This is a genomic window from Streptomyces anulatus (assembly GCF_000721175.1).
Taxonomy (GTDB): domain Bacteria; phylum Actinomycetota; class Actinomycetes; order Streptomycetales; family Streptomycetaceae; genus Streptomyces; species Streptomyces anulatus_C.
On the sequence record NZ_JOEZ01000028.1, the window covers coordinates 73,839 to 96,860 of the forward strand.

Genomic DNA, 23,022 nt, shown 5'->3' on the forward strand with positions numbered 1-23,022 from the left:
GGGTCCTTTTGTGCTTTTCGGGCGTTGTTACGGCGACGTTTCGACAAGCTCAGCGGTCCCAGGGCGCGGGACCGCACCGCAGAACCCGCATGACGCATGACGCATGACGTACGAAGCAGTGCCGCATACTCCCCCGGGTCCGACCCGGGAGTGCCCCTCTCGCAGGGAACGAGGAGGACCGACGTAATGGGCGAGCGAACCGTGCAACACGATCGACCGAACCAGGCAGGTGGACGGCGATGAGTTCACTGCTGCTTCTGACGAACGCACTCCAGCCGTCGACGGAGGTGCTCCCCGCCCTCGGCCTCCTGCTCCACAGCGTGCGGGTGGCCCCCGCCGAGGGCCCGGCCCTCGTGGACACCCCGGGCGCCGACGTGATCCTCGTCGACGGGCGCCGTGACCTTCCGCAGGTCCGCTCGCTCTGCCAGCTGCTGCGGTCCACGGGGCCCGGCTGTCCGCTGATCCTCGTCGTCACCGAGGGCGGTCTCGCGGCCGTCACCGCCGACTGGGGCGTCGACGACGTCCTCCTCGACACGGCGGGCCCGGCCGAGGTCGAGGCCCGGCTGCGGCTGGCCATGGGCCGCCGGCAGATCACCTCCGACGACTCCCCGATGGAGATCCGCAACGGCGACCTCTCCGTCGACGAGGCGACGTACAGCGCGAAACTCAAGGGGCGGGTCCTGGACCTGACCTTCAAGGAATTCGAACTGCTGAAGTACCTCGCCCAGCATCCGGGCCGGGTGTTCACCCGCGCCCAGCTCCTCCAGGAGGTCTGGGGCTACGACTACTTCGGCGGTACGCGGACGGTCGACGTCCACGTGCGGCGGCTGCGCGCCAAGCTCGGCCCCGAGCACGAGTCGCTGATCGGCACCGTGCGTAACGTCGGCTACCGCTTCGTCACCCCGGAGAAGGTCGAGCGCGCGGCGGAGGAGGCGAAGGACCGGGCCGCCGCCCAGCAGCAGCAACAGCGGCGGTCGGGGGAAGCGGAAGCCGTCACCCGTTCGGAGCAGTCCCCTGCCGCCGGGGTGACGGAAGAAGCCCCGGTGGAGGCTGCCAAGAGGTAGGTCCATCCGCGTAGACTGCGGCGCGTGGCCAAGGTGACGCGGGACGATGTGGCGAGACTGGCGGGGACGTCGACCGCGGTCGTCAGCTACGTCATCAACAACGGACCCCGGCCGGTCGCCCCGGCCACGCGCGAGCGGGTGCTCGCCGCGATCAAGGAGCTGGGCTACCGGCCCGACCGGGTCGCCCAGGCCATGGCCTCGCGCCGCACGGACCTCATAGGCATGATCGTGCCGGACGCCCGGCAGCCGTTCTTCGCGGAGATGGCGCACGCGGTCGAACAGGCCGCCGCCGAGCGCGGGAAGATGGTGCTCGTCGGCAACTCCGACTACCGCGACGAACGCGAGGTCCACTACCTGCGGGCCTTCCTCGGGATGCGCGTCTCCGGGCTGATCCTGGTCAGCCAGGGCCCCAGCGAGCGCGCCGCCGCCGAGATCGAGGCCTGGGACGCCCGGGTCGTCCTGCTGCACGAGCGCCCCGAGGCGATCGACGACGTCGCCGTCGTCACCGACGACGTGGGCGGCGCCCAGCTCGCCACCCGGCACCTGCTGGAGCACGGCAACGCGTACGTGGCCTGCCTCGGCGGCATGGAGTCGACCCCGGTGGTCGGCGACCCGGTCGCCGACCACGTCGAGGGCTGGCGGCGGGCGATGCGCGAGTCGGGCCGCTCCACGGAGGGCCGGCTGTTCCATGCCCCGTACAACCGTTACGACGCCTATCAGGTGGCCCTCGGGCTGCTGGCGGGTCCGGACCGGCCTCCGGCGATCTTCTGCGCCACGGACGACCAGGCCTTCGGCGTGCTGCGGGCCGCCCGTGAGCTGCGCATCGACGTGCCGGGCGAGCTGGCGGTGGCCGGCTTCGACGACGTGAAGGAAGCGGGCCTCACCGATCCGCCGCTGACCACGGTCCACTCCGACCGCCCCGCGATGGCGCGGGCGGCGGTGGACCTGGTGCTGGACGACTCGCTCCGGGTCTCGGGATCGCGCCGGGAGCGGCTGAAGCAGTTCCCCTCCGCGCTGGTGGTCCGGCGCTCGTGCGGCTGCGGAGAGCCCTCGCCGTCCGCCTGACCTGTTTCCTCTGCCCCGTCGGGCCTTTACAGCGGGCATACGCGGTTCTTCCGGGCTTCTCAGGACGTACTCAGGCGTTTCTCATGTTCGCCGACCAGCCTGGTGCACATGACGGAGAACCTTCGCCCGAGCGGCGCGCACTCGACGGACCAGGACCCGGCCCCGTACGGCCACGGCACGGCGTACGACTCCTCCTACGGCACGGCGTACGACGGCGCCGTGGGCGGCTACCCGCCGCCGCCCCCGTACGCCCCCACCGACAGGCGCCGGGCGAAGCGGCCGGTCGCGCTGCTGGCGGCGGTGGCGATCGCGGCGGGCGTGATCGGCGGCGGCACCGCCACCCTCGTCGGACAGCTGAACGGCGAGGGCTCCGGCGCCACCGGTTCGGGCGGCGCGGTCAACGGCACCACCATCTCGCAGAGCAGCAAGGGCACCGTCGCGGGCGTCGCGGAGGCCGTCTCGCCCGCGATCGTGGAGATCGGCGCGAACTCGTCGGCGGGCAAGTCCACCGGGTCGGGCGTGGTGATCACCGAGGACGGTGAGATCGTCACCAACAACCACGTCATCTCGGGCGCGCGGCAGATCCAGGTCACGCTCTCGACCGGCCGGACGTACACCGCCGACGTCGTGGGCACCGACCCCGACAAGGACCTCGCGCTCATCAAGCTCCAGGGCGCGAGCGGGCTGAAGACGGCCACGCTCGGCGACTCCTCGCAGGTCAAGGTCGGCGACCAGGTCGTGGCGATCGGCTCGCCGGAGGGCCTGACCGGCACCGTCACCAGCGGCATCGTCTCCGCGCTCGACCGGGACGTCACCGTGGCCAGGGACGACTCCGGCAGCTCGGGACGGGGTCAGGGCCAGGACCGGCAGGGCGGCGGCAACGGGCAGTGGCCGTTCGAGTTCGGCGGGCGGCAGTTCAACGGCGACACGGGTGAGGAGACCACGACGTACAAGGCACTCCAGACCGACGCCTCGCTCAACCCCGGCAACTCCGGCGGTGCGCTGATCAACATGAACGGCGAGATCATCGGCATCAACTCCGCGATGTACGCGCCCAGTTCCTCGGCCGCGGGCAGCGGTTCCGCGGCGGGCAGCGTGGGTCTCGGCTTCGCGATCCCGGTGAACACCCTCAAGGCCGACCTGGACACCCTGCGCGCGGGCGACGGTTCCTGATCCCTCGCACCGCCCCGGCCGTGCGAGGCTGAGGCACCCCCGCAGTCCGGGTCGACACGAGAAGAGGAACAGCAGCGATGAGCCCCGCCGAAGACGATCCCCAGCGCATCCTGATCGTCGACGACGAGCCGGCCGTGCGCGAGGCGCTGCGGCGCAGCCTCGCCTTCGAGGGGTACGGCACACAGGTCGCGGTCGACGGGTACGACGCCCTGGCGACGGCCGAGGCGTACGCCCCCGACCTCATCGTCCTCGACATCCAGATGCCCCGGATGGACGGGCTCACCGCGGCCCGCCGCATCCGGGCCACCGGCTCGACCACGCCCATCCTCATGCTCACCGCCCGCGACACCGTCGGGGACCGGGTCACCGGCCTCGACGCCGGCGCGGACGACTACCTGGTCAAGCCGTTCGAGCTGGACGAGCTCTTCGCCCGCATCCGGGCCCTGCTGCGCCGCAGCTCCTACGCCTCGGCGGCGGGCACGGACGCTCCCGACGACGACGTCCTCTCCTTCGCCGACCTGCGGATGGACCTGGCCACCCGCGAGGTCACCCGGGGCGAGCGGCGGGTGGAGCTGACCCGTACCGAGTTCACCCTGCTGGAGATGTTCCTGTCCCACCCGCGCCAGGTGCTGACCCGGGAGCAGATCCTCAAGGCGGTCTGGGGCTTCGACTTCGAGCCGAGCTCCAACTCCCTGGACGTGTACGTGATGTACCTGCGCCGCAAGACGGAGGCGGGCGGTGAGCCGCGCCTCGTCCACACCGTGCGCGGGGTGGGCTACGCGCTGCGTGCGGGCGGGAGCGGGGAGGCGTGAGCACGGCGGACGCCCCCGAGGGCAGGGCCGGGCCGGCCGGGAACGGGCTGGTGCGCCGCTTCCGCGCGCTGCCGCTGCGTTCCCGGCTGGCGATGCTGGTGGCCACGGCGGTGGCGGTGGCGGTGGCGGCGGTGGCGGTGGCCTGCTGGGTCACCACCCGCGAGCGGCTGACCGAGCAGCTCGACACGACGCTGTCCCAGGTGCAGCCGAACGAGAACGCGATCCGCCTGCTGACGACGTCCTGCACGAGCGGGCTGCCCGGCGACTTCCAGATCGTCGGGCCGTACACGATCCAGCTGGTGCCGGCCGTGGGGCAGAAGCCGTGCACGGTGCCCGGCAAGTCCGCCATCCCGGTCGAGGCCGCGGACCGGGCGGTCGCCGGCGGGCTGCGCGAGGACGCGACGCACACGACCACCGCCGAGGACGGCACGGAGATGCGGGTCCACACCTCGCCCGCCGGTCCGGACCGCCCCGGCCTCGCGGTCTCCGTGGCCGTCCCCATGAAGCAGGTCACCGATCCGCTGAACCAGCTGGCCTGGGTGCTGCTCATCGTCTCCGGCATCGGCGTGGTCGGCGCGGGCGTGGCCGGGCTGTGGATCGCGCGGGCCGGGCTCCGGCCGGTCGACGAACTGACCGAGGCCGTCGAGCACGTGGCCCGTACCGAGGACCTGACCGTACGCATCCCGGTGGACGGCGAGGACGAGATCGCCCGGCTGTCCAGCTCGTTCAACTCGATGACGGCCCAGCTCGCCTCCTCCCGCGACCGCCAGGCGCAGCTGATCGCGGACGCGGGCCACGAGCTGCGCACCCCGCTGACCTCGCTGCGGACCAACGTGGAGCTGCTGGCCCGCAGCGACGAGACGGGCCGGATGATCCCGCCGGAGGACCGCAAGGCGCTGATGGCCTCGGTGAAGGCCCAGATGACGGAGCTGGCCGCCCTCATCGGCGACCTCCAGGAACTGGCCCGCCCCGACGCCGCCCAGCCGGGCCCGCTCCAGGTGGTGGCCCTGCACGAGATCACCCGCACCGCCCTGCGCCGCGCCCGCCTGCGCGGCCCGGAGCTGACGATCACGGAGGACCTGGCCCCCTGGTACGTACGCGCGGAGCCGGCCGCGCTGGAGCGGGCGATCGTCAACGTCCTGGACAACGCGGTGAAGTTCAGCCCGCCGGGTTCCACGGTCGACGTGACGCTGCACCGGGGCGAGCTGACCGTCCGGGACCGGGGCCCGGGCATCCCCGCCGAGGAACTCCCGCACGTCTTCGAACGCTTCTGGCGCTCCCCGTCCGCCCGCCAGCTCCCCGGCTCGGGCCTGGGCCTGTCGATCGTGGCCCGTACGGTGCACCAGACGGGCGGCGCGATCGCCCTGCGCCCGGCCCCGGACGGCGGCCCCGGGACCGTGGCGGCACTCACGCTGCCGGGGGCGCCGACGCCGCCGCCGGGGATGTGAGCAGGCGGGCCGGCCGGGGCGCCGGCCCGTCGGGTCGTGCGCCCCTCACCCCGTCGGGTTGTGCCTGATCAGCGACTCGACCAGCCCGGACCGCTGGTTCGGGTAGTCCAGCGGGATGATGCCGAGCCCGGTCCACCCGGCGGTCTCGGCGCGCTCCAGGAAGGAGTGCACCTGCGGGTTGAGCCGGTCGGCGTTCCAGCGGGGCGGCATCAGGGCGGCGGTGGAGACGTAGTTCATGAAGAACTTGCCCGGCTGCTGGGCGGCCTCGCGGAACTGCGCCTCGATCTTCGGGTACTTGGCGAACGGCTCCGCCATGTAGTCGTCCTGGATGTCGAAGAGGGCCGGGTCGCCGTACCGCACCCCGGGCAGCCCGCCGTTGTCCGCGAGCAGCACCACCTTGCCCCGGGCCCCGCCGAGGTCGGGGAGGGCCGGGTCGAGGCGGAACAGCGACCGCCAGCCCCTCCCGTCCAGGTAGTCGTCGAAGACCGCCCGGAACGCGGCGTCGCTCCCGGAGGAGTACTCCTGCTTGACCCGCATCAGCACGGTCTCGCTCGGGCGCCTGGCGAGGAAGTCCCGGCAGGCGACGAGGACGTCGCCGAACATCATGTTCTGGAACGAGGCCCCGTGGTGGATCGCGAACGAGCCCTCGATGAGCCGGCACCGTACGTCCAGGAAGCGGATGCCGCTTTCCAGTTGCTGCGCGATCGTCGTGTTCTGGCACTCCGACCACGGACCGCCGAACCGGGCCCCCGAGTCGTGCGTCCCCGGGATCGTGAGCCGCCGGAGCGGGGTGCCGTCGGGCAGGGCCGCCATCCAGTCCTGCGTCCCCCGGACTGCCCGGCCGGCCTCCCGGGTGGCGGCGACGGCGGGCGCCGCACCGACGACCGCGGTGGCGGAGACGGCGAGGGCGCCGGCCAGGAAGCCTCTGCGGGAGGGCAGGGAGCGGGACTCGGGCGTGCGCGCGGGGGTGGACATGCGGGTGCCTCCAAGGGCCGTGGGGGGCTGGGCCCTTGGATTCTGACGGGCACACGTCACCTCCGGAAGAGGGCGCACACCTGCCGCATCTCAGGCCGCTCACTGGAAGGCCGAGGACCGCGGGGGCCCGACCGGCCGCGGCCCGGTGGTGTCCGGGTGGGAGACCCGGCCGTGTCCGGGTGGGAGCCCCGGCCGCCGTGCGCGATCTGGGCGAAGACGCCCTGATGGCCGCCGACCGCGCCCACCGCCGCGCCCATCGCCGCCCCTTTGAAAGTGGCCGGGACGGAAACGAGGCGAGTCTTCTTTCCTAACGGAAAACCGCGGACGAATACATTCAGCGCGACCGCTGCCGGAATTCCCGAGATGCCATGAAATCCTTTGCCGGAGATCAGGAACTACCCTTACGCTGGGGCGACTTCACCGAACCGCACTCTCTGCTCATTCCCGAACCTGGAATGCGGAATACCGAGTGCGGAATGCGGAATCCGTGGCAACGAAGAGCGAGGAAGTACCTGTGCGACGCATGACCTCCACCCTCCTTTCCCTGACCGCCCTGCTGACCGCATCCGCCCTGGCCGCACCGGCGGCCGGAGCCACCCCGCAGAACGACCGCCCGGTTCCGGCGGCCGGCATCCCGGCAGGCTGGGAGAAGGTGGACGGGGACGACCTGGCACAGCTCCCCGGCGCATCCGACAGACAGCAGTCCCCGACCGCGTCCGGCGGAGACGCATCCGGCAGAAGCGCATCCGTGCAGGCGGACGAGACCTCGAACCTGGCCGTCAAGTCGGTGCGCAACGGGAAGTTCACGTCGACCGAGGTGAATTACGCCGCCCCCGACACCGGTGTGCTGCGAGCCCGTTCCACCAATGTCACCGGCGCATGGGAGGGCTTCGCGTTCGAGTGGGACGAGGCCTCCCAGACGTTCGCCCTGAAGTCCCTCGCGAACAACCGCTATGTGGCGGTCGAGAAGAACTTCACCGGCGCCAGGAAGAACGTGCTGCGGGCCCGTTCGACGACGGCGGGCGGCTGGGAGCGGTTCGAGCTCTACCAGAACGAGGACCTGAGCCTCTACGCGTTCCGGTCCACGCTGAACAACCTGTTCGTCGCGATGGAGAACAGCTACACGGGTCCGCTCCAGTACACGCTGCGCGCCCGCTCCGCCGAGGTCACCGGCTCCTGGGAGCAGTTCGACCTGTACGGCATCGACGGCTGACACACCACGACCCGGCCTTCTCCAGCACCCGGACGGAGGCCGGGTCCCCCGCCCGGCCGTGACGCCCGGTTCCCGGGCCCCTGGCTCCGGGAGTCTTTATCGTGGCGACCCGCACGGGCAGCCCGGGGGGGGCGCACATGGCAGAGCCTCCTGATGTGACACCAGGACGCCCCCCGCCCACGGCCGGCGTGACGAGCTGCGGGGAGGGGCGCACTGGATCGCGACTCCCCCAACGGGCGCAGGCGTGAGGGGAGTTGGCCGCGCAGAGCTGCGGCGGCACATCAGGAAGCTAGCGCGTTACGCCGATCTGTTTCAAGTGTTTGACGCCTAACGGGTGAGGTGGGCATTGCGCGTCGGGTCGAAAACGCGGGCGGCCCCCACCTGCGCCGGTGGAGGCCGCCCGCTGCCGGAGCACGGAAGCTCAGGCCAAGTCGTCGAACTCGCCCTCCTTCGCACCGCCCAGGAACGCCCGGAGCTTGGCGCGCGTCGTACGGACGATCACGTCGGGGTTGTCGCTCTCGCGGAGCAGGATCTCACCGCCGTGCTCTGCGAGTTCCAGACAGTCGGAGCCCTCTGCATTCGAGGACTTCGATGACTTGCGCCACTGAATTTCCAACATTCTCACGCCTTCATACTTGTTTAGCGATTCCACGAATGAAGTCTCGCGAGCTCTCCGGGTCGAGAGATCTCTCCTCAGTTCGGTCCAGCGCGACTCGCCAGTTCTCCAGACTCGTCTCCGAATCCAGGAAACCCGACCCGGTCGAGGTATCCGTCTGGACGGTGTCGAGCTGCGGAACGACACCGTAGACGTAGTGTGCCGAACTGCTGGCATACGGGAAACCGCCCGCCGCGAAAGGGATCGCGCGGATGACGACGTTCTCGCGGTCCGACTGTCTCAACAGATGGTCGAGTTGGCTGCGAGCGACCGATGCGCCGCCGTAGGTCATCCGCAGCGCCGCCTCGTGGATCAGGAACGTACAAGAGGTCAGCTCTGCCCGGTCGAGGACGTCGCGCCGCCTCAGCCGATGCGACAGCTGACGCCTCTGGCGGGCAGGGGTGGGCGGCGGCACGCTCTCCGCGAAGACGGCACGTGCGTAGTCCTCGGTCTGGAGCAGGCCAGGCATATACATGATCTGCACCGACCTGATGCCGACACCGTGATATTCCAGTTCGGCCAGATCGAGGGCATCACTGGTGAGGTGTCCCCGGTAATCCTCCCACCAGCCGTTTATGCGCTCGGTAGCCATTCCGGCGAGCGCCTCGACATAGGCATGGTCGGGGCACCCGTAGTGGCCGGCCCAGGCACGTACTCGTTCGGCGCTCACGCCGAACCTTCCGGATTCGATGTTGCTGATGGTGGTGCGGTCCGTACCGAGCATCGCCGCCGCCCCGGTGAGCGACAGCCCGGTGTGCTCACGAACCCGACGCAGCTCGGTACCCAGTCGACGCTGACGCGCCGTGGGCGCCTTCCTCGATGGCATCGGCCCTCCTCTTGTCGGGTCCCAGTGTGGCCCCCTGCTCGACAGGTATTCAAACAGTCGAACTAGTTACAAGTAGAGGTCTAACGCGTTAGACAGTGCGCTACGGTTCGTCACAGCACCGCGCTCCACCCCGGAGTCCCGAAGTGCAGCCGCTTCGCCGCGCGTTGACGCGTTCGGCAGGGCAGCCATCGCCACGGGCCGGGCGCAGCGCATTCGTTCACCGAACCGGACCACCAGGGGATACCGACATGACCGCTGCGAACCCAACTCCCGTACGACCGAACCCGATCGGCGGCGAGGTCTACCGACTCACCCTGCCGAACACCGCGAGCGCCCCGCGTCTCGCGCGGGACTTCGTCGCCTCGCTGCTGGAGGTCAGCCGGCATCTCGGGCTGGTCGACGACGCCCGGATCTGCGTGACCGAGCTGGTCACCAACGCCCACCGCCACACCGGTACGCCGTTGATCCGGGTCCACGCGGCCGTCAACCGGAAACGGGTCACCTTCGCCGTCACGGATGACGGCAGCCCGCTCACCGGCGCTCTCGGCGCACTGCGGGCAGGCCCGGAGGAGGAGCACGGGCGAGGGCTCGCTCTCGTCGAGAGCCTGGCGCTGGCGTGGGGGACGCGCGGCGGCGGACCACGGCACCCTGGCCGCAAGGTCGTCTGGTTCACGCTGGGGCGACCGGAACCGACGGCGTGACCTGCTGCGACGTGTCAGCAGGAGGCTTCGTGGCCGTCGCCGCCCTCCTCGCGGTGCTCGCCGTCGGGATCACTCTCGCGGCGGTCCCCGGGGCGGGCGAAGCGCCCCCGGCCGACGGAAGCGGCGGTCGGCTTCGGAACCACCGGGACGCATGCCCCGGGAAGGTCCGGCGTCACGAAGCGGGGCGGAAGATCAGGGGTGAGCAGGGAACGTGCCGTCATGGGTCCCACCTGCCGTGCGAGGGGAGCCGGGTCGTCTCTCACCAGTGATTCGGAGCCGCACGGCAAGGGGATTGGGCACGGGCCGGAGCACCGCCCCCGACGGGCGCCCCGGCCTGTCCGCCCAGTCCCCTGTTCCGGGCGGACAGCCGTGGTCCCGTCGGCCGCCTCGGCCACTCAGGCGGTCATGCGGTCATGCGGTCATGCGGTCATGCGGTCATGAGGGAGATGCCGAGCATCTGCGCCCCCGCCTCCGTGCGCGGGCGGTGCTCACTGCCCGGCGCGAACACGACGTACGTCCCCGGCCCGTGGCGCTCGCCGCCGTCGATGACCTCGCCGCTCAGGACGAAGTACCGCTCCTCCGTGCGGTGTTCGTCGATCTCGGGCCACTCCGTGCCCGGCGCGAAGTCGATCAGCCAGCCCCGGGCGTACGCCGTGCCGGGCAGCCTGCGGCGCAGGATCCCGGGGGCCACCTCGTGCGGCTCGACGTCGTCGACCTGGACAACGGTCTTCAGGGCGCTCACCGCGCCGTTTCGGCTCTCCTCGCTCATGACTCCACCGTGACGCGGGACAATCACCCGGGGCGAGTGTCCAACACGACATCCTCGGGTACTTTCCTGCCATGCCCGTATCCCGTTCCCGGCATCACGTGGTGGCGCTGCTCAACGAACCGCAGTCGCCGTTCGAACTCGCCTGTGCCGCCGAGGTCTTCGGCGGTGACCGCCCGGACCTGCCCACGCACTACACGTTCGAGATCTGCACGCGCCAACCCGGCCCCCTGCCGACCACCGTCGGGCACGCGCTGCTCGTCGAGAGCGGCCTCGACGCCCTGGGGAGCGCGGACACCGTGATCGTGCCCGGCTGGCAGCCGCCCGGCGGGCCCGTGCCGGACGACGTCCTGGACGCCCTGCGGGCGGCGCACCGGCGCGGGGCGCGCATCGTGTCGATCTGCACGGGTACTTTCGTCCTCGCACAGGCCGGACTGCTGGCAGGGCGGCGTGCGACCACGCACTGGCGGCGGAGCGGGCAACTGGCCGACGCGTTCCCCGAGGTGACCGTCGTCGGGGACGTGCTCTACGTCGACCACGGCGATGTGGCGACCAGCGCGGGCAGCGGCGCGGGCATCGACCTCTGCCTCCACCTCGTGCGGTCCGACCTGGGCGCCTTCTACGCCGCGCAGGTGGCCCGGAGCATGGTGCTGCCGCCGCACCGGGACGGCAGCCAGCTCCAGTACGCGGCCCCGCCCGCCCCCGCGCACCCAGGTCCGGGCGTGGGCCCGGACGCGTCGCTGGCCCCGGTCCTGGAGTGGGCGCTGACGCGACTGGACACGGACCTCTCCGTCGGCCGGCTGGCCGCGTACGCCGGTCTCTCCCCGCGCACCTTCGCCCGCCGGTTCGTCCGTCAGGTCGGCACCAGTCCGGGGCAGTGGCTGCTCCAGCAGCGCGTCGACGCGGCCCGGTCGCTGCTGGAGCGGACCGATCTGCCCGTCGAGACGGTCGCCGTCCGGGTCGGACTGTCCTCGGCGGTCAACCTGAGGCGCCGGTTCCGTACCGCTCTCGGGACGACACCCGGCGCGTACCGCACCGTATTCGGCGAAGCGGCAACCGCAAGGAGCCGCCCCGTTCGCTGAACGCTCCGGCGACGGAATGACTCCCACCGGAGGCCGGCCCGGCGGGCCGGGGCATCAGCCGGCTCCGACGCCTGACGGTAGAGGCGTGAAGCGTGAGGGGGTGGGGCCTGGACAGGCCCCGCCCCCTCACGCCGTATCCTCGCGCCGGGTCGTGCACTGGTGCGACCCGGCGCGCCACCGTCCTGCTGCCCCCACCACTCCCCAGCTCCCACGACCTCACCCCCCCCAGCCCGCCCCCGCGTCACCGTCACGCCCTTCCAGACCTGCGACGACTGCGACCGGGCCTTCCGCTCCCCCACCCCCGGCCACTGCCGCGACTGCCGCGAAGACCGCGCGAACCGAGCCGAACACGCGCGGACCGCCGCATGAAGCGTCGAGACGGGCCCCGACGGCACGCACACCTGTCGGCGTCCTACGAAGGTGTGGTCCCCACCCGGCGCTGCTGCCGCACCCGACGCCTCATGACCGCACCCGGGATGGCGAACGCGAGCACCGTCCAGGAGCCGGTTTCAGGAGCCGACAGGAGCTCGGGACCGTACGAGGAAGGGGCGGCAGGCCCCGCAGGCCCGCCGCCCCTCCACCGCGTCACATGACGACTACTGGATGACCGTGATCCGGTCCGTCGCCGGCGGGGCCAGCGGCGCGGTCGCCGTGGAGTGGGCGGCCAGGTAGGCGTTGAACAGGTCCAGGTCGGACGCGCCGACCAGCTTGTTCGTGCCCTCGCCGAGGGCCGGGAAGCCGTCGCCGCCGCCCGCGAGGAACTCGTTCATCGCGACCCGGTAGGTGCGCGCCGGGTCGATCGCCTCGCCGTTGAGCCTGATGGTGCCGGCGACCACGCGGTCCGCGCCGGTCTTCGTCAGGTCGAGGGTGTAGGTGAGGCCCCCGGAGACCTGGAGGATCTTCGGACTGGCCTCGTTGGAGCCGCTGACCTGCTGCTGAAGGGCGGTGACCAGCTGGGCGCCGGTCAGGTCGACGACGTTCATCATGTTGGTGAACGGCTGCACGGTGAACGCCTCGCCGTACGTGACGACGCCGTCGCCCTCACTGCCGGACGCCTTGTGCACCAGGTCCCCGCGGATACCGCCCGGGTTCATGAACGCGACTTCCGCGCCGCCCTTGTCGGCCGGGGCGAGGCCTTCGAGCTGGGCGTCGGCGATGACGTTGCCGAGCGGCTTCTCCGGGGCCGCGGAGCCGCGGCCGTTGATGTCGGCGGTGATCCAGCCCTGCGGCTTGTTCGCGACCGGGGCGGCCAGCTTGTTCCAGCGGTCGATCAGGCGCGTCATGTCGGCGGCCCTGGGCTGGTCCCGGGTCACGACGTGGTTCGCGGACTTCACCGACGTACGGACGATGTCCTTGGTGCGGCGGTCGTAGGTGAGCGTGGTGTCCGTGTACAGCTTGCCGAACGCCGAGGCCGAGGTGACCATGCGCGGCTTGCCGGACGGGTCCGGGACGGTGCACACGTACGCCTGGTGGGTGTGGCCCGTGACCAGGGCGTCCACCTTCGGTGTGATGCCCTTGGCGATGTCGACGATCGGGCCGGAGATGCCGTCGCCCGCGCCGGGGCTGTCGCAGTCGTAGTTGTACGAGGTGGAGGCCGGGGCCCCGCCCTCGTGGATCAGGGCCACGATGGACTTGACGCCCTTGCGGTCCAGCTCCTTGGCGTACTTGTTGATCGTCTCGACCTCGTCGTGGAATTCGAGGCCCTTGACGCCGTTCGCGGTGACGATGTCCGGGGTACCCTCCAGGGTCACGCCGATGAAGCCGATCTTGACGCCGTTCTTCTTCCAGACCGTGTACGGCTTCAGCAGCGGCTTGCCGGTCTTCTCCTTGGTCACGTTGGCCGCGAGGTAGGGGAAGTCCGCGCCCTCGAACTCCTTGCCCTTCTCGTAGCAGCCCTCGACCGGGTGGCAGCCGCCGTTCTGAAGGCGGGCCAGCTCGGTGGCGCCCTCGTCGAACTCGTGGTTGCCGACCGCCGTCACGTCCAGGTCGAGACCGTTCAGCGCCTCGATCGTCGGCTCGTCGTGGAAGAGGCCCGACAGCAGCGGACTCGCGCCGACCATGTCACCGCCGGCCGCCGTGACGGAGTACGGGTTGCCCTTGCGCGCGGTGCGCAGCGAGGTCGCCAGGTACTCGACGCCACCGGCCGGGATGGCCTCGACCGTGCCGTCCGCGTGCGTCTTCTTGACCGTACCGGCGGAACCGGCCGGCGGCTCCAGGTTGCCGTGCAGGTCGTTGAACGACAGCAACTGCACGTCGACGGTACGGGACTTGTGGCCGTGCCCGTTGCCCCGGTCATGGGCGCCGGCCGGCATCGCGGCGACGAGCGCGCCCACGGTGGCCAGACCGGCCGCGGCGGCGAGCACCCGCCGTGTCGCACGGTTCTTCTGCGAAGTCGCTGGCATCGGTCCCCTTGTGTGTCAGTGCTGTCGGTGGTGTCGCTGGTCTCAGGTCTGGGATCCTGCGTGCCGCAGCCTAGAGTCAACGCGCGTAGCGCAACAGGTGTTCGGGGTTACGGACAGGTTGCCATCCAGCCAAATGGCTCGTCAGAGACCCCCCACGAGCGCCTGCTTCACCCGTCTGACTCACATATAGGGGCAGAAGCGACACGGTAGGCGTCACCACCGAAGGCCTGTACGTCACGTGCCGGCGATCGGGGCCGGCGACTCCGACCACCGCACCGGTGTGGCCCGGCCCCGGCACGGCCCGCACCCACAGCCCCCGCACCGTCCGCAGCCCCGCCACCCCGCCGCGCCCCCGCCGGGCGCACCGCTCGCCGTACGCTCGGAGGCATGACGACTGACGTACCCCTCCCCGCTCCCGGACGTGAGATCCAGACCCTCGACGCACTCGACTCCGCGCAGGCCGGCACCGTCCTCGCCCTGCTCGCCGAGGCCGCCCGGTCCGACGGCCGGCAGGCGGTCTCCGAGCAGGGCAGACTCCGGATCCGGGGCGGACACCGCGACGGCGTACGGCACTTCCTCCTCACCGTCGACGGCACGCTCGTCGGATACGCCCAGCTGGAGGACACCGACCCGGTCGAGGCCCCGGCCGCCGAGCTGGTCGTCCACCCCGGCCGGCGCGGCAGCGGGCACGGCCGGGCGCTCGGCGCGGCCCTCCTCGCCGCGACCGGCAAGCGGCTGCGGGTCTGGGCGCACGGCGGCAGCTCAGCGGCCCGCCACCTGGCCCAGGTCCTCGGCCTCTCACTCTTCCGCGAACTGCGCCAGCTGAGGCGGAGCCTGATCCCGCTCGACCTCCCGGAGCCGGTGCTGCCCGAGGGCGTCACCGTACGGACCTTCGAGCCGGGCCGCGACGACGCCGCCTGGCTCGCCGTGAACCGCGCCGCCTTTGCTCACCACCCCGAGCAGGGAACGCTGACCCAGCAGGACCTGGACGACCGCAAGGCCGAGCCCTGGTTCGACCCGAAGGGCTTCTTCCTCGCCGAGCGGGACGGGCAGATCGTCGGCTTCCACTGGACGAAGGTGCACGCCGAGGAGCAGCTCGGCGAGGTGTACGTGGTCGGCGTCCTGCCCGAGGCCCAGGGCGGCGGCCTCGGCAAGGCGCTGACCTCGATCGGCCTGCACCATCTGGCGGCCCAGGCGCTGCCCACCGCGATGCTCTACGTCGACGCGGACAACACGGCGGCCGTGACGGTGTACGAGCGGATGGGCTTCACCACGAACGAGGTGGATCTGATGTACCGCACCGAGTCCTGAGGCCGACGGCCGCGACAGCTTCCGGAGCGCGGCCGCCACGGACGTAGCGCAGCCGACTCCGAAGAAAATCTGTCGTGGCGGGAGTAGACATCCAGCCTTCGGTGGGGTTAGCGTTTCCCTCGTAGTCGGAAGCAAAGAGGGCACGGCAGACACGAACTGCCGTGCACGCAGGTCAGAGCAGTAAGCGGAACGGCAGTGGAGCGAGGGAGCCGGAAACGGTGGGTTCCCCCGCTGGCTGCCGGGCCGGGCGGCCCCAGGGGTCGCACGCACGACCGCAGTACCCGCAGTACCGAAACACTGAACCGCACGAGGTAAGGAGCAGACGCCATCAGGATCGCCTGAGCGAGGAAGACTCCGCTCGGGTACCGCAGGCCCCGGAACGGAAGGTGGTCCCCGGTCAAGCATCCGCGATCCCCGCTTCCCCGCCCTCCCGGGCGGACCGGCGGAACAGATGAGCCGGCGCAGTCAGCCGGCAGATGGTGTTGAAAGCTCGGGGCCCGAGCGCCGCAAGGCGTTCGGGCCCCCCGACGTGTCCCCGGAAGAAGAGGTGCTATGCCCGCTAGCAGTACCCGCCCCACCAGCAAGCTCGACGATGACGACTACCCCGCCTACACCATGGGCCGGGCGGCCGAGATGCTCGGGACCTCCCCCGCCTTCCTCCGCGCGCTCGGCGAGAACCGCCTGATCACCCCGCTGCGCTCCGACGGAGGCCACCGTCGTTACTCCCGCTACCAGCTGCGCATCGCCGCCCGCGCCCGGGAACTGGTCGACCAGGGCACGAAGATCGAGGACGCCTGTCGCATCGTCATCCTCGAGGACCAGCTGGAAGAGGCACAGCGCATCAACGAGGAGCTGCGCGCCGACCGCACACCGGTCCCGCCGAGCACCTGACCGCTCCACCCGAACCGCCCTGTGGGGCGGCGTCACTTGACGCCGCCCCATTTTTTCACCACCCTTTCACTACTCAATTAGTGAAAGGGTGGTGCAGCGCATGGCAGCCGAGTCCGCAGCTGTCGAGTTCCGCATCGACCGGCGCAGCGGCGTCGCCACCTACCTCCAGATCGTCCAGCAGACGAAGCAGGCCCTTCGCCTGGGCGTGCTCGAACCGGGCGACCGGCTGCCGACCGCCCGCGAGGTCGTGGAAGCCACCGCGATCAACCCGAACACGGTCCTCAAGGCCTACCGGGAGCTGGAGCGCGAAGGCCTCGTCGAGGCCCGCCGCGGGCTCGGCACCTTCGTCCGCAGGACGCTGGGCGGCGCGGCCGACGCGACCGCCGCCGACGCACCGCTGCGCACCGAACTCGCCGACTGGGCCCGCCGGGCCCGGGCGGCCGGGCTGGAGAAGGACGACGTCGGTGCGCTCTTCACGGCCGTACTGGACAGCACGTACAAGGGGGACGAGGAAAGATGACCGGCGTAGCGATCGAGGCACACGGCCTCGGAAAGACCTACGGGCGCGGGGGCGGCCACCGTGCCCTGCACGACTGCTCGTTCCGGCTGCCCGCAGGGCGCGTCTGCGCCCTCGTCGGGCCCAACGGCGCCGGCAAGTCGACCCTGTTGAACCTGGCCGCCGGACTGGACCGGCCCAGCGCCGGATCCCTCACCGTCCTCGGCTCCGCCCACCCCGGCGACGTACGCGACCGCATCGCCTTCGTCTCCCAGGACAAACCCCTGTACCCGCAGCTCACCGTCGCCGACACCCTGTGGGCCGGTGCCCAGCTGAACCCCGGGCGCTGGGACCGCGCCACCGCCGACCGGATCGCCGGAGCACTGCCGGACAAGGCCCGCGTCCGTACCCTCTCCGGCGGGCAGCGCACCCGGCTCGCGCTGGCCCTCGCGCTCGGCAAGCGGCCCGAACTGATGCTGCACGGCTGAAGGCTCCACAAGCCGTCGTCCGGGCCCCACGAGGGGTGGGCCCGGACGACCAGCACGGACACCGGCCCCCGGGGCAGCCCCGACGCGTCGAACACGTACAGTGACCGCACGCCCGATCCGCAGGCACACCGCTTCCTGTACGCCATGTCGCCGTTACCGGCCGTTCAGACGCCCTTGCGACCCTCACGGGATGCAGCCAGCTGTGCCCGCCCCCCGCCGCATCGGGAGAACCCGGAAGGACGCCTCCCCAGGCTCCCCCGGCTCCCCGTCGGGCTCCCCCACCGGCTCCGACCGCCGTGCCCCGGGCGAGCCGCTTCCCGGGCCTTCCGCGATCTTTCCGGGCTCCGACGCGCCTGAGGACCGCTCGGCGCGGAACAATAGGTCCATGAGCCAGCAGCCCAGCTCCGAGGTCCCGGACCAGCCCGCAGCCCAGCCGTCCGTCGGCTCACTCGCCGCGCACCGGCCGCACGCCACCCCCGCGCCCAACGGGGTCGGCTTCTCCACCGCGGCCGATCTGGATCCCGACCTCGACTCCGACGCGGACGCCTACGAACCCGACCGGGACGGCGACGAGCTGCCCCAGGGCCGCTTCCTGGACCGCGAGCGCAGCTGGCTCGCGTTCAACGAGCGGGTCCTGGAACTGGCCGAGGACCCGGCCACGCCCATTCTCGAACGGGCCAACTTCCTCGCCATCTTCGCCTCGAACCTGGACGAGTTCTTCATGGTCCGGGTGGCCGGCCTCAAGCGCCGCATCGCCACCGGCGTCGCCACCCGCTCCGCCTCCGGCCTCCAGCCCCGCGAGGTCCTGGACCTCATCTGGACCCGCTCGCGCGAGCTCATGGCCCGGCACGCCGCCTGCTACCAGCAGGACATCGCCCCGGACCTGTCCGACGAGGGCATCCAGCTGATCCGCTGGCCGGACCTGACCGAGAAGGAGCAGGCCCGCCTGTTCACCTTCTTCCGGCAGCGCGTCTTCCCGGTCCTGACCCCGCTGGCCGTCGACCCCGCGCACCCCTTCCCGTACATCTCCGGGCTCTCCCTCAACCTCGCCGTCGTCGTCCGCAACCCGGTCAGCGGCCACCGGCACTTCGCCCGGGTCAAGGTCCCGCCGCTGCTGACCCGCTTCCTGGAGGCCTCGCCCCAGCGGTACGTCCCCATCGAGGACGTCATCGCGGCGCACCTGGAGGAGCTGTTCCCGGGCATGGAGGTGCTGGCGCACCACATGTTCCGGGTCACCAGGAACGAGGACCTGGAGGTCGAGGAGGACGACACGGAGAACCTCCTCCAGGCCCTGGAGAAGGAGCTCATGCGCCGCCGGTTCGGCCCGCCGGTCCGCCTGGAGGTCGAGGAGTCCATCGACCCGTACGTCCTGGACCTGCTGGTCCGCGAGCTGAAGGTGTCCGACGCGGAGGTCTACCCGCTGCCCGGACCGCTCGACCTGACCGGGCTGTTCGCCATCGCCTCGCTGGACCGGCCGGAGCTGAAGTTCCCCAAGTTCATCGCGGGCACCCACCGGGACCTGGCCGAGGTGGAGTCCGCCTCCGCGCCCGACATCTTCGCCGCCCTGCGCGAACGTGACGTCCTGCTCCACCACCCGTACGACTCGTTCTCCACCTCCGTCCAGGCGTTCCTGGAGCAGGCGGCGGGCGACCCGGACGTGCTGGCCATCAAGCAGACGCTGTACCGCACCTCCGGCGACTCCCCGATAGTGGACGCCCTCATCGACGCCGCCGAGTCCGGCAAGCAGGTCCTCGTCCTCGTCGAGATCAAGGCCCGCTTCGACGAGCAGGCCAACATCAAGTGGGCCCGCAAGCTGGAGGAGGCGGGCTGCCACGTCGTCTACGGCCTCGTCGGGCTGAAGACCCACTGCAAGCTCTCCCTCGTCGTCCGCCAGGAGGGCGACACGCTGCGCCGCTACTCCCACGTCGGCACCGGCAACTACCACCCCAAGACGGCCCGGCTGTACGAGGACCTCGGCCTGCTCACGGCGGACCCGCAGGTCGGGGCTGACCTCTCCGACCTGTTCAACCGGCTCTCCGGCTACTCCCGCCGCGAGACCTACCGCCGGCTCCTGGTCGCCCCGAAGTCCCTGCGCGACGGGCTGATCGCCCGGATCAACAAGGAGATCACCCACCACCGCGCGGGCCGCCCCGCCTACGTGCGGATCAAGGTCAACTCGATGGTCGACGAAGCGATCATCGACGCCTGCTACCGGGCCGCCCAGGCGGGCGTCCCCGTCGACATCTGGGTGCGCGGGATCTGCGCGATCCGCCCCGGCGTCGCCGGGCTCTCCGAGAACATCCGGGTCCGCTCCATACTCGGCCGCTTCCTCGAACACTCCCGGGTCTTCTCCTTCGGCAACGGCGGCGAGCCCGAGGTGTGGTTCGGCAGCGCCGACATGATGCACCGCAACCTCGACCGCCGGATCGAAGCCCTCGTCCGGGTCACCGACCCCGCCCACCGCGCCGCACTCAGCCGACTCCTGGAGACCGGTATGGCCGACACCACCGCCTCCTGGCACCTGGGCCCCGACGGGAACTGGACCCGGCACGCCACGGACGCGGACGGCCAGCCGCTGCGGCACGTCCAGGAAATGCTCATCGAAGCCCGGAGGCGCAGGCGTGCGACGCCCTGACCAGCAGACGACGACCCGGCCGACGCCGGACGCGGCCCCGGACACGACCTCGTCCCCGGCACCGCCCGCCGAGGCCACGGGGCCGGGGACGGAGCGCCTCCCCGACGCCACGGGGACACGGGGCCCCATCGGGGACCTGACCACGGAGGCGGTCCTCGCGCCCTACCTCCGGCGGCAGGCCGCGGACTTCCTGCGCAGCCTGCGCCTGCACCACGAGCACAGCGCCCCCGCGGACTCCGGCGGCCACGACGCCGCGGCCGCCACCCGTGCGCTGCGCCGGGCGGCCCGCCGGATCAGCGGCTCCCTGCACACCTTCCGGGCCGCGCTCGACCCGCACTGGGCCGACCAGCTCCGCGCCGAACTGGCCTGGCTCTCCGGCATCCTCGCCCGCGAACACGCCTACGCGAACCGCCTCAGCCGGCTCGTCGAGGCCCTGCACCAGCTCTCCGGCCCGGCCCTCCCCGCCGCCCGGGGCGTCAGGGCCGCCGGGGAGGGCGCGACCTCCGACGCCCAGGGCCGCGCCGCCCTCGGGGTCGGGGCCGCGCGGGCCGGGGCGCTGCTGGAACGCCGCCTCACCCTCGCCCGGACCCGGTCCCACTCCGCGGCGCTCCAGGCGCTCGGCTCCTCCCGCTTCCACGCGGTCGCCGACGCCGTGGCGCTCCTGGCCTCCGACGTACCGCTGGCCCCCGGCACCGCCGGCGGTACCGCCGAGGCCCTCCTGGAGCCCGCCGAACGCGCCGAGCAACGCCTCCTCGCCGCGGTGGCCGCCCTCCCGCCCGACGACACGGAGCCGTACAACGAGGCCCAGGACGCGGCGTGGCACCAGGCCCGCCTGCTGCTGCGGCTGCACCGGTACGCCCACGAGGTCGTCCTCGGCGCCGTCGACCCGGTCCTGGCCGCTCCGGGGCACGCCCTCGACCTGCACCGGGACGCGGTGGAGGCGGCCGCGGCGGCGGCAGCGGCGGCCCGCACCCCCCGGATCGCGCCCGCCACGGCGTACGCGCTGGGCGTGCTCCACGCGGACCAGCGCCACGACGTGGAGGCGGCGCGGGCGGTGTTCCGGGAGACCTGGCCGTACGCCACCGCCCTGAGCACCCCATGAGCGGGAAGCCCCCGGGCAGCGGGCCCGCGAAGCAGCGCACCGGCACCGGCACCGTCCTGGCGGCGGGCTGCGTGCTGTGGCGCCGCGCCCCGGACGGGAACGGGGTGGAGGTCTGTCTGGTCCACCGGCCCCGCTACGACGACTGGTCCTTCCCGAAGGGCAAGCTGAAGCGCGGCGAGGAGCCGCTGGCCGCCGCCGTACGGGAAGTGCTGGAGGAGACCGGCCACCACTGCGCCCCGGGTGAGCGGCTGCCGACCTCCCGCTACGCGGTGGACGGCCGGCCCAAGGAGGTCGCCTACTGGGCGGCGGAGGCGACCGGCGGCTCCTTCACCGCCAACGACGAGGTGGACCGCATCCTGTGGCTGGCCCCCGGCGCCGCCCGCGCCCGGCTCACCCGGCCCCGCGACGTCCAGCAGCTGACCGCCCTGCTGGACACCCTCGCCGCGCCCTGAACCGCGTTCCGATCCGCTTGACGATCCGCGCCCTGGCCATCGCCCTGAACCGCGCCCTTGGCGACCGCACGGGTCCGGCCCGCACCCGCCTGCCCGACACGGTTCACCTGCCGTTCACTCTCCCCCGTAGGCGCCTTCACCTGTTCTGCCTAATTTCGGACGTACAAGGTGCGCGGCGACAAGCCACAGCATCCCTCCTCATCGCACGCCGCCGTAGAACGAGAAGACCACGGCGGCTCCTGGAAGGAACACCCGAAAGTGAAGCTTCAGCGCAAGAACCGGCTTCGTGCCACCGCGCTCGGTGCCCTCGCCGTCTCCGGCGCCCTGGTCCTCACGGCGTGCGGTTCGGACGACAACAGCGACGGCGGAACGGCCGGCGCCGGCGAGAAGACGAACGCCGCATCGAACATCACGTGCGACGACGCCAAGGGCCAGATCCTGTCCGCCGGCTCCAGCGCGCAGAAGAACGCCATGGACATCTGGGTCAAGGAGTTCCAGGCCGCGTGTCCCGGCGTGGAGATCAACTACCAGCCGATCGGCTCGGGCGGCGGCATCACCAAGTTCACCCAGGGCCAGGTCGCCTTCGCGGGCTCCGACTCCGCCCTGAAGCCGGAAGAGGTCGAGGCCTCCCAGAAGATCTGCACCGGCGGCAAGGGCATCAACCTGCCGATGGTCGGCGGTCCGGTGGCCATCGGATTCAAGCTCGACGGTGTCGACGAGCTCGTCCTCGACGCCCCGACCCTCGCCAAGATCTTCGACACGAAGATCACCAAGTGGAACGACAAGGCGATCGCCGAGCTCAACCCGGACGCGAAGCTGCCGGACACCGCGATCCAGGCCTTCCACCGCTCCGACGAGTCGGGCACCACGCAGAACCTCAACAAGTACCTCAGCGTCGCCGCCCCCGACGACTGGAAGTTCGACGCCTCCTCGAAGTCCTGGGAGGCCAAGGGCGGCCAGGCCGCCAGCGGTTCGGCCGGCGTGGCCTCCGGTGTCAAGGACACCAACGGCGCCATCGGCTACTTCGAGCTCTCCTACGCCGCGGCCAGCGACATGACCACCGTCAAGATCGACACCGGCGCCGGCGCACCGGTCGAGGCCACCTCGGAGAACGCCTCCAAGGCCATCGCCGCCGCCAAGGTCAAGGGCACCGGCAACGACATGGCCCTGGAGCTCGACTACGCCACCAAGGCCGAGGGTGCGTACCCGATCATCCTGGTGACGTACGAGATCGCCTGCGACAAGGGCAACAAGGCCGAGACCCTGCCCTCCGTGAAGGCGTTCCTGAACTACGCGATCAGCGACGAGGGCCAGAAGGTCCTGACCGACGCGCACTACGCGCCGATGCCCGCCGAGATCGCGGCCAAGGTCCGCGAGATCGTTCCCACCCTGTCCTGACCCGGCCGCGGCCAGCCCCCCGAGCGGGGGCCGGCCGCGCCTTCCGGTGCACCGCCGCCAGGAGCCG

General features: G+C 71.7%; 21 protein-coding genes and 2 pseudogenes. 17 read left to right on the forward strand and 6 right to left on the reverse strand.

Annotated elements, in window-relative coordinates; all coding sequences use genetic code 11:
• The first annotated feature begins 239 nt into the window (after positions 1-239).
• From IG90_RS0128605 to IG90_RS0128625, 5 genes are all read left to right on the forward strand, one after another.
• Complete coding sequence (locus IG90_RS0128605; protein ID WP_030590589.1) at positions 240-1,064, forward strand: response regulator transcription factor; 825 nt, start codon at positions 240-242, stop codon at positions 1,062-1,064.
• A gap of 24 nt (positions 1,065-1,088) precedes the next feature.
• A complete protein-coding gene (locus tag IG90_RS0128610) occupies positions 1,089-2,129 on the forward strand; it encodes a LacI family DNA-binding transcriptional regulator (protein ID WP_030590591.1) in 1,041 nt (346 codons plus the stop codon).
• A gap of 108 nt (positions 2,130-2,237) precedes the next feature.
• Positions 2,238-3,302: a S1C family serine protease gene (locus tag IG90_RS0128615; protein WP_030590593.1), complete on the forward strand. Its 1,065-nt coding sequence runs from the start codon at positions 2,238-2,240 to the stop codon at positions 3,300-3,302.
• A 77-nt stretch (positions 3,303-3,379) separates the two neighbouring features.
• Positions 3,380-4,114 carry a response regulator transcription factor gene (locus IG90_RS0128620; RefSeq protein ID WP_030590595.1) on the forward strand — a complete coding sequence of 245 codons (735 nt, stop codon included), beginning with the start codon at positions 3,380-3,382 and terminating at the stop codon, positions 4,112-4,114.
• Positions 4,111-5,562, forward strand: coding sequence for a sensor histidine kinase (locus IG90_RS0128625; protein WP_051860388.1), 1,452 nt, complete (start codon positions 4,111-4,113; stop codon positions 5,560-5,562). Before IG90_RS0128620 ends, IG90_RS0128625 begins: the two co-directional genes overlap by 4 nt.
• A 45-nt stretch (positions 5,563-5,607) precedes the next feature.
• Here IG90_RS0128625 and IG90_RS0128630 read toward each other — a convergent pair whose 3' ends face one another.
• Entirely contained in the window at positions 5,608-6,537 is a 930-nt protein-coding gene (locus IG90_RS0128630) for a phosphatidylinositol-specific phospholipase C (RefSeq protein ID WP_030590599.1), read from the reverse strand.
• Positions 6,538-7,060: 523 nt separating this feature from the next.
• Here IG90_RS0128630 and IG90_RS0128635 point away from each other — a divergent pair.
• Positions 7,061-7,750, forward strand: coding sequence for a fascin domain-containing protein (locus IG90_RS0128635; protein ID WP_030590602.1), 690 nt, complete (start codon positions 7,061-7,063; stop codon positions 7,748-7,750).
• A 421-nt stretch (positions 7,751-8,171) separates the two neighbouring features.
• Here IG90_RS0128635 and IG90_RS0128640 read toward each other — a convergent pair whose 3' ends face one another.
• Positions 8,172-8,369 carry a DUF397 domain-containing protein gene (locus tag IG90_RS0128640; RefSeq protein WP_030590605.1) on the reverse strand — a complete coding sequence of 66 codons (198 nt, stop codon included), beginning with the start codon at positions 8,367-8,369 and terminating at the stop codon, positions 8,172-8,174.
• 10 nt (positions 8,370-8,379) lie between these two features.
• Complete coding sequence (locus tag IG90_RS0128645; RefSeq protein ID WP_030590607.1) at positions 8,380-9,231, reverse strand: helix-turn-helix domain-containing protein; 852 nt, start codon at positions 9,229-9,231, stop codon at positions 8,380-8,382.
• Between the two features lie 248 nt (positions 9,232-9,479).
• Here IG90_RS0128645 and IG90_RS0128650 point away from each other — a divergent pair, with 248 nt between their 5' ends.
• On the forward strand, positions 9,480-9,932 hold the full coding sequence (locus IG90_RS0128650; protein ID WP_030590609.1) for an ATP-binding protein: 453 nt from the start codon (positions 9,480-9,482) through the stop codon (positions 9,930-9,932).
• Between the two features lie 14 nt (positions 9,933-9,946).
• Here the strand turns inward: IG90_RS0128650 and IG90_RS0128655 are convergent, their stop codons facing one another.
• A complete protein-coding gene (locus tag IG90_RS0128655; RefSeq protein WP_030590612.1) occupies positions 9,947-10,153 on the reverse strand; it encodes a hypothetical protein in 207 nt (68 codons plus the stop codon).
• A 206-nt stretch (positions 10,154-10,359) separates the two neighbouring features.
• Entirely contained in the window at positions 10,360-10,701 is a 342-nt protein-coding gene (locus IG90_RS0128660; protein ID WP_030590615.1) for a cupin domain-containing protein, read from the reverse strand.
• 71 nt (positions 10,702-10,772) lie between these two features.
• On the opposite strand from IG90_RS0128660, the gene IG90_RS0128665 reads away from it, so the two are divergent.
• Together IG90_RS0128665 and IG90_RS46930 are read left to right on the forward strand one after the other, a co-directional pair.
• On the forward strand, positions 10,773-11,780 hold the full coding sequence (locus tag IG90_RS0128665; RefSeq protein ID WP_209443578.1) for a GlxA family transcriptional regulator: 1,008 nt from the start codon (positions 10,773-10,775) through the stop codon (positions 11,778-11,780).
• Positions 11,781-11,950: 170 nt separating this feature from the next.
• A pseudogene (locus IG90_RS46930) lies at positions 11,951-12,149 on the forward strand (hypothetical protein); the annotation flags it as partial.
• A gap of 227 nt (positions 12,150-12,376) precedes the next feature.
• On the opposite strand, the gene IG90_RS0128670 reads toward IG90_RS46930, so the two are convergent.
• Positions 12,377-14,182, reverse strand: a complete 1,806-nt coding sequence (locus IG90_RS0128670; protein WP_033894725.1) for a bifunctional metallophosphatase/5'-nucleotidase — start codon at positions 14,180-14,182, stop codon at positions 12,377-12,379.
• A gap of 387 nt (positions 14,183-14,569) precedes the next feature.
• Here IG90_RS0128670 and mshD point away from each other — a divergent pair, with 387 nt between their 5' ends.
• The 8 genes and pseudogenes from mshD (at position 14,570) to pstS (ending at position 22,955) form a co-directional block, all read left to right on the forward strand.
• The gene (gene mshD, locus IG90_RS0128675) at positions 14,570-15,493 is read left to right on the forward strand and encodes a mycothiol synthase (protein WP_030590624.1); all 924 of its coding nucleotides are present in this window, start codon (positions 14,570-14,572) and stop codon (positions 15,491-15,493) included.
• 552 nt (positions 15,494-16,045) lie between these two features.
• A complete protein-coding gene (locus IG90_RS0128680) occupies positions 16,046-16,384 on the forward strand; it encodes a MerR family transcriptional regulator (protein WP_030590627.1) in 339 nt (112 codons plus the stop codon).
• Positions 16,385-16,484: 100 nt separating this feature from the next.
• On the forward strand, positions 16,485-16,904 hold the full coding sequence (locus tag IG90_RS0128685) for a GntR family transcriptional regulator (protein WP_030590630.1): 420 nt from the start codon (positions 16,485-16,487) through the stop codon (positions 16,902-16,904).
• Positions 16,901-17,359: pseudogene (locus IG90_RS0128690) on the forward strand (ATP-binding cassette domain-containing protein); the annotation flags it as partial. The gene IG90_RS0128685 and the pseudogene IG90_RS0128690, both read left to right, overlap by 4 nt.
• Positions 17,360-17,753: 394 nt before the next feature.
• Complete coding sequence (locus IG90_RS0128695; RefSeq protein WP_030590636.1) at positions 17,754-20,003, forward strand: RNA degradosome polyphosphate kinase; 2,250 nt, start codon at positions 17,754-17,756, stop codon at positions 20,001-20,003.
• A complete protein-coding gene (locus tag IG90_RS0128700) occupies positions 19,990-21,105 on the forward strand; it encodes a CHAD domain-containing protein (RefSeq protein WP_030590638.1) in 1,116 nt (371 codons plus the stop codon). The genes IG90_RS0128695 and IG90_RS0128700 overlap by 14 nt, the downstream gene beginning before the upstream one ends.
• The gene (locus tag IG90_RS0128705; protein WP_030590641.1) at positions 21,102-21,557 is read left to right on the forward strand and encodes an NUDIX hydrolase; all 456 of its coding nucleotides are present in this window, start codon (positions 21,102-21,104) and stop codon (positions 21,555-21,557) included. The genes IG90_RS0128700 and IG90_RS0128705 overlap by 4 nt, the downstream gene beginning before the upstream one ends.
• A gap of 258 nt (positions 21,558-21,815) precedes the next feature.
• Positions 21,816-22,955 (forward strand): phosphate ABC transporter substrate-binding protein PstS, encoded by a 1,140-nt coding sequence (gene pstS, locus IG90_RS0128710; protein WP_030590644.1) that lies wholly within the window; start codon positions 21,816-21,818, stop codon positions 22,953-22,955.
• The last annotated feature ends 67 nt before the right edge of the window (positions 22,956-23,022 follow it).

Coding starts and splice junctions, on each gene's coding strand:
- IG90_RS0128605 (WP_030590589.1), top strand. CDS start 240: ATGAGTTCACTGCTGCTTCTGACGAACGCACTCCAGCCGTCGACGGAG.
- IG90_RS0128615 (WP_030590593.1), top strand. CDS start 2,238: ATGACGGAGAACCTTCGCCCGAGCGGCGCGCACTCGACGGACCAGGAC.
- IG90_RS0128620 (WP_030590595.1), top strand. CDS start 3,380: ATGAGCCCCGCCGAAGACGATCCCCAGCGCATCCTGATCGTCGACGAC.
- IG90_RS0128630 (WP_030590599.1), bottom strand. CDS start 6,537: ATGTCCACCCCCGCGCGCACGCCCGAGTCCCGCTCCCTGCCCTCCCGC.
- IG90_RS0128635 (WP_030590602.1), top strand. CDS start 7,061: ATGACCTCCACCCTCCTTTCCCTGACCGCCCTGCTGACCGCATCCGCC.
- IG90_RS0128640 (WP_030590605.1), bottom strand. CDS start 8,369: ATGTTGGAAATTCAGTGGCGCAAGTCATCGAAGTCCTCGAATGCAGAG.
- IG90_RS0128645 (WP_030590607.1), bottom strand. CDS start 9,231: ATGCCATCGAGGAAGGCGCCCACGGCGCGTCAGCGTCGACTGGGTACC.
- IG90_RS0128650 (WP_030590609.1), top strand. CDS start 9,480: ATGACCGCTGCGAACCCAACTCCCGTACGACCGAACCCGATCGGCGGC.
- IG90_RS0128655 (WP_030590612.1), bottom strand. CDS start 10,153: ATGACGGCACGTTCCCTGCTCACCCCTGATCTTCCGCCCCGCTTCGTG.
- IG90_RS0128660 (WP_030590615.1), bottom strand. CDS start 10,701: ATGAGCGAGGAGAGCCGAAACGGCGCGGTGAGCGCCCTGAAGACCGTT.
- IG90_RS0128665 (WP_209443578.1), top strand. CDS start 10,773: ATGCCCGTATCCCGTTCCCGGCATCACGTGGTGGCGCTGCTCAACGAA.
- IG90_RS0128670 (WP_033894725.1), bottom strand. CDS start 14,182: ATGCCAGCGACTTCGCAGAAGAACCGTGCGACACGGCGGGTGCTCGCC.
- mshD (WP_030590624.1), top strand. CDS start 14,570: ATGACGACTGACGTACCCCTCCCCGCTCCCGGACGTGAGATCCAGACC.
- IG90_RS0128680 (WP_030590627.1), top strand. CDS start 16,046: ATGCCCGCTAGCAGTACCCGCCCCACCAGCAAGCTCGACGATGACGAC.
- IG90_RS0128685 (WP_030590630.1), top strand. CDS start 16,485: ATGGCAGCCGAGTCCGCAGCTGTCGAGTTCCGCATCGACCGGCGCAGC.
- IG90_RS0128695 (WP_030590636.1), top strand. CDS start 17,754: ATGAGCCAGCAGCCCAGCTCCGAGGTCCCGGACCAGCCCGCAGCCCAG.
- IG90_RS0128705 (WP_030590641.1), top strand. CDS start 21,102: ATGAGCGGGAAGCCCCCGGGCAGCGGGCCCGCGAAGCAGCGCACCGGC.